Below are 10,537 nucleotides of genomic sequence, written 5' to 3'. Positions count from 1 at the left end.
AGCCCGCCTATGACGATACCATCCAGGCCGAATGCGGCATCCCGCATCTACAGGCGCTGATGACCGGCAAGCCCGATTTCATGGCGACGATCATTGCCGACAAGGTGGCGGGGCTGACCGGCCTGTACGCGACCATGATGGCGCTGTTCCACCGCGAGCGCACCGGCGAGGGGCAGGAGGTGGAAGTGGGCATGTTCGAACGATGGCCGCCTTCATGCTGACCGAACCATCGCAGTGCGCGATGTTCGATCCGCCGATCGGCCCCGCCCATTATCACCGCGTGGTCGCGCGCAACCGCAAACCCTATGCGACCAAGGACGGGCATATCGCGGCGCTGGTTTATAATGACAAGCATTGGAACGCCTTTATCGGCGCGGTGGAGCCGGAATGGGCGAGCGAAGAGTTCGACAGCCTGCCCAAGCGGGCGAAGCAGATCGACCGCGTCTATGGCTTGCTGGGTGGGACATTCGCGCAGCGCACGACGCAGGAATGGCTGGATTTGCTGGCCTCGCTGCATATTCCCGCCGCACCGTTGCGGACGACGGATGAGCTGTTCGAGAATGACCATCTGAACGCCATCGGCTTTTTGTAACGGAGGAGACCGAGCATGGTGCGGTACGCTTTCCGGGCGTTCCGACCTGGTTTTCCGCGACGCCGGGGGAAGGTCGCTGGCGGTGCGCCCGGGGGCTGGGCGCGCATGGGGGAGCGGTGCGGGGGGGAATTACGCCATTCCTCCCCTGTAGGGCAGGGGAATCGCATATGGGCTTGAACGATTGATCGAATGGGATTCTTGGGTGGTCTCCATAGTTGGAGGCGACCGATGGATGATTTTTCGGCATATTTCGGTGAGGTTGACGATCCGCGCGCGGGCAATGCGCGGCACAATCTTCTCGAACTGATCTTCGTTGCGCTTGCGGCGGTTCTGTGCGGTGCCGAAGATTGTACGGATATGGCGGAGTTTGCCCGTGCCAAGCTGGGCCTGCTGCGTCAGGTGGTGGATCTGGAGCATGGTCCACCGAGCCACGACACGTTCAGCCGGGTCTTCCGGTTGCTCGATCCCGAACCGTTCGAGGCGGCGTTTGCACGCTTTACGGCGGCATTCGCAGGTGCCCTCGAAGGCGTGGTGGCGATTGATGGCAAGGCATTGCGCGGGGCGTATGAACGTGGGCGCAAGGCGACGCCGCTGCATCTCGTCAATGTCTGGGCAGCCGAGAAGCGTCTGGTCATTGGCCAGCGGCTGGCACCCGGTCGCAATGAAGTCGCCGGCGTGCTGGAGGTGTTGACGCTGTTGCGTCTGGACGGCTGTATCGTCACCGCCGATGCCCTGCATTGCCGGCCCGACACGGCGCAGGCCATTCTCGCAACCGGTGCCGACTATGCCCTGGCGATCAAGGAAAACCGGCCAAAGCTGCTGGCCAGCGCCAAAGCGCTGATCGCAAGGGGCGAGCAGGCGGATATCGTCACGATCCGGTCAGGCCCGGCCCATGATCGCACGGAAATCCGACACGCGATCGTGGTGCCCGCCGAAGCCCTCGACTTCCCCGGCATCGCGGCGGTGGGGCAAGTGGAAACGTGCCGCCGCAACGCTGGTCGGGACGAGCCACCGGTCAAACGCTGGTTCCTTCTGTCCCGACCTTTGACCGCCAAACGGCTGATCGAAGTCGCGCGCGCGCATTGGACCATCGAAAACCAACTGCACTGGGTGCTCGACGTCGCCTTCGAGGAAGACGCCGCGCGAAGCCGAAAGGACTATGCCCCGCAAAACCTCGCGCTAATCAGGAAACTTGCGCTCAACATCTTGAGAACCCACCCGGACAAGGGATCAATCAAAGGCAAAATCAAACGGGCGGGCTGGAACGATGCATTCCTTCTCTCAATGCTTGGTCATATGCGATAGCCCTGCCCTGTAGGGGGAGGTGGCAGGGCGTAGCCCTGACGGAGGGGTGTCACCCTCACGATAGCGTGACACCCCTCCACCACGCGCTTCGCGCGCGGTCCCCCTCCCCTTACAGGGGAGGATTTTTATGGATTTCCACCGCCACGGCGATGAAGCGGGGTGCTGGCTCGATCCGTCTTGAACCCCCCTCCCCAGCCTTTACCCTTCGCCCTCAAAGCTAATAGCGGACAGGGTGACATGGCAGAGGATTTGGCAGCGACGACATCGGTTCCGTTCGAGATTACCGATCCCGAACGCATCCCGACCCCGCGCTATTATGACGAAGCATTCTACAAGCGCGAGTGCGAAGAGCTTTGGCCACATGTCTGGCAGATGGCGTGCCGCGTGGAGCAGGTGCCCGAAGTCGGCGACTGGATCGAATATAGCAATCTTGGCCAATCGGTCATCATCGTGCGGACCAAGGATGGCATCCGCGCCTTCCACAATGCCTGCCGCCATCGCGGCGTGCCGCTGACCGAGGGGAGCCATGGCAATTGCAAGGGCAAGGGGTTCATCTGTCCCTTCCATGGCTGGCGCTGGAATATCGAGGGGAAAAACACCTTCGTCTATGGCCGCCATCTGTTCAGCGAGGGGCAGTTGGACGAAGCCGATCTGGCGCTGCGGCCGTGCCGCAGCGAGATCGAAATGGGCTGCGTGTTCATCAATTTCGATGATGATGCACCAGGATTCCGGCAGCAATTGGGGCCGCTGGCGGCGGGCCTGGACGCCTATAATGCCGACAAGATGCGCGCCGAATGGCAATTTGCCACGGTGCTGCCCGCCAACTGGAAGACCGCAATGGAAGCCTTCATGGAGGGCTATCATGTCATGCGCACGCATCCGCAGCTTCAGCAGAAGGTGCCGATCCTCTATAATATGATGTATGGCATGGACACGGGCGGGATCGGCGTGCCGATCAACCCCAACCGGTCGATGCGCGACAATATCGTCGATCAAGTCGACCATCTGCAATTGTTGAGCGATGGCATGGCGGGCATGTGCCACGCCAAGGATGTGGCGGTGGCGCGCACGCTGATCGACGTCGAATTGCCCGACGATCCGGGCCAGGCGATCATGCAGTGGTTCGGCACGCTCAACCATTGCGTGACGCAGGCCGGGCTGGCGCGCGGCGAACCGGCGCCCGACCTCAATCACATCGCGGTCAATACGCCGGTCAAGGCGGTGGAGTTCATCTTCCCCAATTATTTCCTGCTGCCATTCCTTTCCAGCATGGCGGCGTATCGTATCAGGCCGCTGGGACCGGAAAGCTGTATCTTCGAGCTATGGTCGCTGACCCACTTCCCCGAAGGTCAGGAGCCGCCGCCAGTGATGGAAGCCGTGACGCTGCCCTATGACAGCGACCAGTTCCCCATGATCCCGCGTCAGGATTACAGCAACATCCCGATCCAGCAGAAGGGGCTGCACGCCCAAGGTTTCGACTTCATGCGATTGTCGAAGGACATTGAGGGGCTGATTTCCAACTATCAGCGGATCATCGACGGCTATCTGAAGGGCGTGGAGCCGGAAAAGCTGAGCGCGGCGACGCAGAAACTGGCGGGGAATTTCGACGGGCCGATACTGGATCTGGGGTTTTAGGGCCGCTTGTTCCCCGGCGGAGGCCGGGGAACGCTGAATTTCTAGGGCCAAAGCGCTTCCGCCGCCGCCAGTCCCTGCCCACCGCGTCCGCCAAGGTCGCTGATCAGCGCCTTGAGGCGATAGGTCCATAGGTGCAGCGGATGTTCGAGCGTCACGCCCATCGCGCCGAAAAATTGGTGGAAGTCGTAAACGGTCGAGCGGGCGGATTCCTGCGCATGGAGCGCGGCGAGCGCAGCGTCGGCGGGGTCGAGCGTGGCGGCGGCCTTGAGGGCCAGCCAGCGAACGCCGTTCGCGCGCACCTGCGCTTCGGCCAGCCGGTGGCGTAGCGCCTGGAAGGTGGCGAGCGGACGGCCGAATTGCTGCCGGTCGGTGACATGGGCGACCGTGCTGTCGAGCGCGGCGGCAAGCAGACCGGCGGCTTCAGCGGCGAGCGCGACGCGCCAGCGGGTCAGCACGTCCTCGATGGAAAAGGCATGGCTAACGCGGTCGGCGGGCACCGCGATTAGCGTGGCCATCGGGTAGCCGTAAAGCGCTTCGGGTTCAGGGCGGACCTGCTCTGCCGTGGCGGTGAAGGTCGAAACGCCCGAAGGCCCGACGATCAGCACCGTCGCCCCTTCGCGCAGGAAGCGAATGGGGCGGGTCGTGCGGCCTTCTTCGATCAGGCAGAGCGGACGCGGCAGATCATCGCCCAATAGCGGACGGATCAGCGCGCTGGCCGCGGCTTCGACCGTTTGCGGCAGGCGGGCGAGGCGTTCGACCACCAGCGCGGCGGACACTGCACCCAGATCGGGATCGAATCCCATGTCGAGAAATCCACCCTCGGCCAGTTCGCGGTCGAGCTGCACATCGGGCAGGGCAAAGCCTGCTTCATGCAGCGATGCGCCTGCATAGGGCCGGGTCAGCGCGTCGATCGCGTCGAGGATCGCGACCTGATCGTCGGTGAGCGACAGGTCCATCAGCGCGGCTCCCTGGGCAATTTGAGGACATCGGTGGCGATGATGTTGAGCTGGATTTCCGCCGCCCCCGCCGCAATCCCGGCGACGATGCCGCGCTGGTGGTGCATCTTGAGATAGGGGTGGGCGTCGGCGAGCGCTTCGGGCAGATGTTCGACGATAAATTCGCACACCCGCCGTTCGGCCATGACTGTGGCAAAACGCGCGGAGCTGGATTCCGCGCCGATCGCCTCGCCCTTCGCGCGACGGTCGACGATGGCGTAGCTCGCCATGCGAGCGGCTTCAGTAAGCGCAGCAGCGTGGGCAGCCTCTATCCTGACCGCTTCGCTGTCGAACGCACCTTGCTCCTTCAGCGCCGCCACGGCACGGTCGAGCGCGGCGCGGGCCAGCGCGTAACGGGGTATGCCCAACCGTTCGTTGGTCAGCGAATAGCCGATAATCTCCCACGCCTGGCCCTCATCGCCCAGGCGCGCGGTGACCGGCACGGTCACGTCATCGAAAAACACTTCATGAATATCGCCTTCGCCGATCAGCGAAGGGATTTGGCGGACGGTGATGCCGGGCGTGTCCATCGGCACCAGCAGGATGGAGATGCCGCGCTTGCGGTCGTCGCTGGTGCGGCAGACGAGGAAGCAGGTGTCGGCCAACCCTGCATAGCTGGTCCAGATTTTCTGGCCCGTCACGCGATAGACATCGCCATCCCGTTCCGCGCGCGTGCGCAGCGAGGCAAGATCAGAGCCGGAGCCGGGCTCGGAAAAGCCCTGACACCACAGCGCCTTGCCTTCCGCGATCGGCGGCAGATAGCGCGCCTGTTGATCGGGCGAGCCGTAGCGGATCAGCGTCGGGCCGATCCAATTGACGTTCATATATTGGCCGCCGCGTGGTTCGCCCGCGATCCACATTTCTTCGGCAAGGATGGTCTGGTGCCAGGGGTCCAGCCCCTGCCCGCCCAATGCGACCGGCCAATGCGGGATCAGCAAGCCCTGCTCCGCCAGCGTGCCGCAAAAACTTTCGGCATAGCGGGTCAGCGCAGGCGAGGCCGGGCCATGCTGCGAGAAACGCTCCCAATCGTCCGGCAGCGTATCGGCCAGCAGCGCGCGCAGCCGGGCGCGGAAGGCCGTTTCCTGATCTGTCCATGCAAAGTCCATGGGCCTGTGATTACGGGATGCCGCAGGGCGAGAATAGACGACCGCCCAAGAGAACGCCCCGGTGATATGGCAAAGGTGGGCTTGGACAAGAGCGGCGGAGCGGTACCATGCACAGGCATGGACAAGGACGCCGCCTCTTACATTCCCCTCCTGCCACTGGCCGATATCCCCGATGGCAGCGTCCGTGCGGTGGAAGCAGCGGGCCGGTCGATCATGCTGTGCCATTTCGACGGGCGCATCCATGCGCTCGACAATATGTGTTCCCATGCGCAGGAGCCGCTGGCCTGCGGGCGGATGCGGCTGGGGTGGATCGCCTGCCCGGCGCATGGTGCGCGGTTCGACCTGGAAACAGGCGAAGCACTGACTGGCCCCGCCAGCGACCCCATCGCTACCTATCCTGTGCGCGTGGTGGACGGGATGATCGAGGTCGCGATCTAGGCCATCGCCTTGGGGATATTGCGGGTGCGCCCCTTGCGTGGGGGGCCATATTTGCGACCTAGCTGATGCGTATTTTGTGGAGGCACGGGACTTGAGCGACGCATTGGACGGCTTGCGGCAGGAGGTACACGAATGGCTTGCCGTTCATGCGCCAAAGGACTGGCGCGCGCATAGCACGAGCGAAGCCGCCTTTCTCGCCATTCAACGCAGTTGGTTCGCGACGCTGGTGAAGGGTGGCTATGCGGTGCCGCATTGGCCCGAAGGTTGGCCGGGCGGCGGGCGATCGCTGGCCGAGCAGAAAGTGATTTACGAGGAGTTTGCGCGCGCCGATACGCCGCGCCTGCTGCTATCCTTCATGTCCACCTATCATGCCGCATCGACCTTGTTCGAATGGGGCAGCGCGGAACAGCAGCAGCGCTATATTCCGCGCATCCTTGAGGGCGAAATCTGGTGTCAGGGCTTTTCCGAGCCGGGCGCGGGGTCGGACCTTGCCGCGTTGCGCACGCGGGCGGAGCGCAAGGGCGATGTCTATGTCGTCAACGGGCAGAAGCTCTGGTCGACCATGGGGCAGTTTGCCGACCAATGCCTGCTGTTGGTGCGGACTAGCAATGAAGGGGTCAAGCAAGCGGGGCTGACCTATTTGCTGCTGGATTTGAAGGCACCGGGGGTCACTGCGCGGCCGATCCACCAAATTCATGGCGACGAGGAATTTGCCGAAATCTTCCTCGACAATGTCGAGATACCGGTGGCCAACCGGCTGGGCGAGGAAGGCCAGGGCTGGGCCGTGGCGCAATCGACTTTGTCGTCCGAGCGCGGACTGACGCTGCTGGAGCTGAGCGCGCGGATGCGCGGGGCGATGTGGCGGATTGCAGACCTCATCCGCACGCAACGCCGGGCGGACGATGCGGGGATTCTGCGCGACCTGGGCAAGCTGGCGACAAAGATCGATGCGACCTGCGCCGTCGCCGACCAGTTTCTCGCCAATCGCATAGCGGGTGAGGAAAAGGTGGGCGATGCCTCCATCGTCAAGCTGGCCTATTCGCGCACGCTGCGTGACTTTACGGCGCTTGGGCTGCGGATTGGCGGGCTGGACGCACAATATCACGCGCCAATCACCTTTGGCGGCGGCATGGAAACGGGCAACTGGATGGCCGATTTCATGAACAGCTATGCCTGGACGATCGCGGGCGGCAGCGACGAAGTGCAGCGAAACATCATCGCCGAACGGCTGCTGGGAATGCCGCGCGAACCCAAAAGCTGGACGGTGAAGGAGAGCGCGGCATGAGCATGACGCGAAGCGAATTGCAGGACGCAGCCGCCAAGGCATTCGACGGCGACCTGACCCCCGATGCGGCGCAGAGCTGGAGCCTGATTACCGATATGGGATGGCTGATGATGGCCGTGCCGGAGGATCAGGGCGGGCTGGGCCTTGGCCGCGAGGCGGTGGGGGTGATCCATCAGGCGCTGGGGCGGACATTGGTGGCGGGGCCGACGATCGCGCAGATGCTGGTGATCGAGGCGCTGAGCGCGGCTTGCGGGCAGGATGAATTGCTGGGCCGGGCGATGGCGGGCGAGATGATGACCGCGTCGCTGAGCGAAGGCCTGACCGCCGTGCCGGATGCCGACCGGGCCAGCCATCTGCTGTTGGTCGATCCGGAGCGGGTTGCGTTGCTACCGATGCAGGGCCTTGGCCTGACGGCACGGGCGACGTGGGACAAGACGCGGCGGCTGTTCGACGTCGATGCTGGCGAAAAGGAAGGCATAGTGCTGGCGCAAGGGCAAGCGGCGGTGACGCTGGGCAATCGCCTGTCCATGCTGCGCAGCCTCGCCCTGGCCGCGGATAGCCTGGGCGGAGCGGATGCGGCGCTGCGCATGACAACCGACTATCTGGAAACGCGGCGACAGTTCGACCGGCCGCTGGCACTGTTCCAGGCGTTGAAGCATCGTGTCGCCGACATGAAGACCGCGCTGGTGGCGGCAGAAGCGCTATTCTGGGCGCGGGGCGACGACCCCGACGCCGATGCGATCCGCATGGGCGCGATGAAGGCGCATGCCGCCAGCGTCTATCGCCTGATCGCCGAGGAAGCGATCCAGCTCCATGGCGGCATCGGCCTCACCATGGAGCATCCCTGCCACCTGTTCCTCAAGCGCGCGACGTTGAACGCCGCGCTGGGCGGCGACGCGGACCATTGGGAAGAAGCGGCCGGGCGACGACTGCTCGCCGCCTGACGCCTCAGGCCATCGGTTCGCCGTCCCAGGTTTCGGTGTCCACCTGCGCCTGTGCCGCGCGGGGATAGCGCGGGCCGGACACCGCTTCGAAGGTGAACAGCGCGTCGACCGCAGCCAGCGTATCGGCGGACAGGTCGAGCGTCAGCGTCGCCAGATCCTCATCCAGATGCGCGATGCTAGTCGTGCCGGGGATCGCGACCACCCAAGGACGGCGCGACAATACCCAGGCGAGGCTAAGCTGCGCCATGGTGCAGCCCGCATCCGCCGCGATTGCGCCAAAGGCGGCGGCCAATTCCATATTCCGCTCGAAATGCGGCGATTGGAAACGCGGCATGGCGGCACGGATGTCCCCTTCCGGCACGCCGTCCGCGCCGACCCCGCCCGCCAGCACGCCGCGCGCGACCGGCGAGAAGGCGACGAAGGCGACGCCCAGCTCCCCGCAGGCGTCCAGCACCGCGACTTCGGCGTTGCGGGTCCAGGGCGAATATTCGGTTTGCATCGCGGCGATCGGATGCACCGCATGGGCACGGCGCAGCGTGGCGGCGGACATTTCCGACAGACCGATCGCGCCGATCTTGCCCGCTTCCACCGCGCGAACCAGCGCACCGACCGACTCCTCGATCGGGACATTGGGGTCCAGCCGGTGGAGATAATAGAGGTCGATATGCTCGACCTGCAGCCGCCGCAGCGAGTCTTCCAGCGTCGCGGTGATGGCCGCTGGCGATCCGTCGATCCCACGCTGCCCGTCCTTGCCGCCCAACACGCATTTGCTGGCCAGCGTGAAGTCGTCGCGCCGGTGCATCAACGTGCGGCCCAGCAATTCCTCGTTCGCGCCGAACCCATAGAGCGCAGCGGTATCGAAGAAATCGACGCCGATATCGAGCGCATGGCGCAGCAACCGCTCGGCCTGTTGCGCGTCGGGCCGGGGCAGATAGGCGTGGCTCAGATTCATACAGCCAAGGCCGATGGCCTTGACCGTAAAGGGGCCGATGGTGCGGGGCGAGGGCAATAGGCTCATGAGCGAAGCGTTATCCTGTGTCCGTTGGCGTGGCCCTCCCCTTAGCGGGCGATCATGCTCTGGGCCAGCGGGGCGATAAGGTTGCATCATGGGGCACAGCCTATTGGCTTGGCGCGGAAAGGCGGCGATAGTCGGCGGCAGGGGCTTGGAACGAAAGGATAGTGCGATGACGCAGGACGCAGGCAATGGAGACAGGATAGGAGCGGCCGCCTTTCCGCGCGCGGTGCTGGACCTGTTCGACGCCTATGTGCATGGCGCGATCGACCGGCGCGGCTTCCTTAGTCAATGCGCGCTGCATGTCGGCGGCACGGTGGCGGCTACCGCGACGCTGGCAGCGCTCAGCCCCGATTTCGCGCGCGGGCAGGTGATCAAGCCCGACGATAAGCGGATTGCGATCACCCATGTCGATATCGCGTCGCCCAATGGCCATGGTACGGTGCGCGCCTATGTCGCGCGGCCTGCGGCCAAGGCGGGGGCGAAGCTGCCGGTCATCATCGTCGCGCATGAAAATCGCGGGCTCAATCCGCATATCGAGGATATTGCGCGGCGGCTAGCGGTCGATGGCTATATGGCGGTCGCGCCCGATGCGCTGACGACGATCGGCGGCTATCCGGGCGATGAGGACAAGGCGCGCACCGCCTTTGCGACGCTGGACCGCGCGAAGATCGGCGAGGATTTCGTCGCGGCCGCCACCTATGCCCGGACCATGGCGGGCAGCAATGGCAAGATCGCTGCCGTCGGCTTCTGCTTTGGCGGCTGGATCGCCAATATGCTGGCGACGCGCCTGCCCGACCTGCGCGCGGCGGTGCCCTTCTATGGCAGCCCCCCGACGCTGGCCGACGTGCCCAAGATCAGGGCGGAACTGCTGATCCATTATGGCGGCAACGATGTCCGTACCAATGCGGCTTGGCCCGATTATGAGGCTGCGCTGAAACAGGCCGGGGTGCGTTACAAAGCCCATATCTATGATGGCGCCGAACATGGGTTCAACAATGATACGACGCCGCGTTTCGACAAGGCGGCGGCGGACCTGGCCTGGGCGCGGACATTGGCGCTGTTTCGCCGGACGGTTGGCTGAGCCCCTTTCGTGACGGGCGCCGCCACGACCTATGCGCGCAAGCTGCTGGCGCAACTGGGGCTGGAGGATGTCGCGCTGGATGGTCGGGCCGATCCCGCGCCGCTTGCCTGGCGGCGAGCGGGGCTGATGGCGGTGACGGGC

The 10,537-nt window shown here is 64.5% G+C and carries 11 protein-coding genes; 8 read left to right on the top strand and 3 right to left on the bottom strand.

What is annotated here, in order from left to right; all coding sequences use genetic code 11:
* The 4 genes from BF95_RS30480 to BF95_RS23480 form a co-directional block, all read left to right on the top strand.
* Positions 1 to 221 (top strand): CoA transferase (locus BF95_RS30480; protein WP_268747200.1); only part of this gene is annotated, 221 nt, incomplete at its 5' end.
* On the top strand, positions 215 to 592 hold the full coding sequence (locus BF95_RS23490) for a CoA transferase (protein ID WP_268747199.1): 378 nt from the start codon (positions 215 to 217) through the stop codon (positions 590 to 592). The genes BF95_RS30480 and BF95_RS23490, both read left to right, overlap by 7 nt.
* 228 nt (positions 593 to 820) lie before the next feature.
* Positions 821 to 1,897 carry an ISAs1 family transposase gene (locus BF95_RS23485; RefSeq protein ID WP_043149294.1) on the top strand — a complete coding sequence of 359 codons (1,077 nt, stop codon included), beginning with the start codon at positions 821 to 823 and terminating at the stop codon, positions 1,895 to 1,897.
* Positions 1,898 to 2,134: 237 nt separating this feature from the next.
* The gene (locus tag BF95_RS23480; RefSeq protein WP_043155008.1) at positions 2,135 to 3,532 is read left to right on the top strand and encodes an aromatic ring-hydroxylating oxygenase subunit alpha; all 1,398 of its coding nucleotides are present in this window, start codon (positions 2,135 to 2,137) and stop codon (positions 3,530 to 3,532) included.
* Between the two features lie 41 nt (positions 3,533 to 3,573).
* Here BF95_RS23480 and BF95_RS23475 read toward each other — a convergent pair whose 3' ends face one another.
* Together BF95_RS23475 and BF95_RS23470 are read right to left on the bottom strand one after the other, a co-directional pair.
* Positions 3,574 to 4,488, bottom strand: a complete 915-nt coding sequence (locus BF95_RS23475; RefSeq protein ID WP_043155005.1) for an acyl-CoA dehydrogenase family protein — start codon at positions 4,486 to 4,488, stop codon at positions 3,574 to 3,576.
* Positions 4,488 to 5,633, bottom strand: coding sequence for an acyl-CoA dehydrogenase family protein (locus BF95_RS23470; protein ID WP_043155002.1), 1,146 nt, complete (start codon positions 5,631 to 5,633; stop codon positions 4,488 to 4,490). The genes BF95_RS23475 and BF95_RS23470 overlap by 1 nt, the downstream gene beginning before the upstream one ends.
* Positions 5,634 to 5,750: 117 nt before the next feature.
* Between BF95_RS23470 and BF95_RS23465 the strand changes: the two genes are divergently transcribed.
* From BF95_RS23465 to BF95_RS23455, 3 genes are all read left to right on the top strand, one after another.
* Positions 5,751 to 6,071: a Rieske (2Fe-2S) protein gene (locus BF95_RS23465; protein ID WP_043154999.1), complete on the top strand. Its 321-nt coding sequence runs from the start codon at positions 5,751 to 5,753 to the stop codon at positions 6,069 to 6,071.
* Between the two features lie 91 nt (positions 6,072 to 6,162).
* Complete coding sequence (locus tag BF95_RS23460; RefSeq protein ID WP_235209963.1) at positions 6,163 to 7,356, top strand: acyl-CoA dehydrogenase family protein; 1,194 nt, start codon at positions 6,163 to 6,165, stop codon at positions 7,354 to 7,356.
* Positions 7,353 to 8,300, top strand: a complete 948-nt coding sequence (locus BF95_RS23455; protein ID WP_043154993.1) for an acyl-CoA dehydrogenase family protein — start codon at positions 7,353 to 7,355, stop codon at positions 8,298 to 8,300. The genes BF95_RS23460 and BF95_RS23455 overlap by 4 nt, the downstream gene beginning before the upstream one ends.
* Before the next feature lie 4 nt (positions 8,301 to 8,304).
* On the opposite strand, the gene BF95_RS23450 is transcribed toward BF95_RS23455, so the two are convergent.
* Positions 8,305 to 9,318, bottom strand: a complete 1,014-nt coding sequence (locus tag BF95_RS23450; protein WP_043154990.1) for an aldo/keto reductase — start codon at positions 9,316 to 9,318, stop codon at positions 8,305 to 8,307.
* A gap of 166 nt (positions 9,319 to 9,484) precedes the next feature.
* Here BF95_RS23450 and BF95_RS23445 point away from each other — a divergent pair, with 166 nt between their 5' ends.
* Positions 9,485 to 10,396 (top strand): dienelactone hydrolase family protein, encoded by a 912-nt coding sequence (locus BF95_RS23445; RefSeq protein ID WP_043155011.1) that lies wholly within the window; start codon positions 9,485 to 9,487, stop codon positions 10,394 to 10,396.
* Positions 10,397 to 10,537 lie beyond the last annotated feature (141 nt).

This window comes from Sphingobium sp. Ant17 (genome assembly GCF_000588875.1).
In the GTDB taxonomy this organism is placed as follows: domain Bacteria; phylum Pseudomonadota; class Alphaproteobacteria; order Sphingomonadales; family Sphingomonadaceae; genus Sphingobium.
This window is presented reverse-complemented; position numbering and strand designations above follow the sequence as displayed.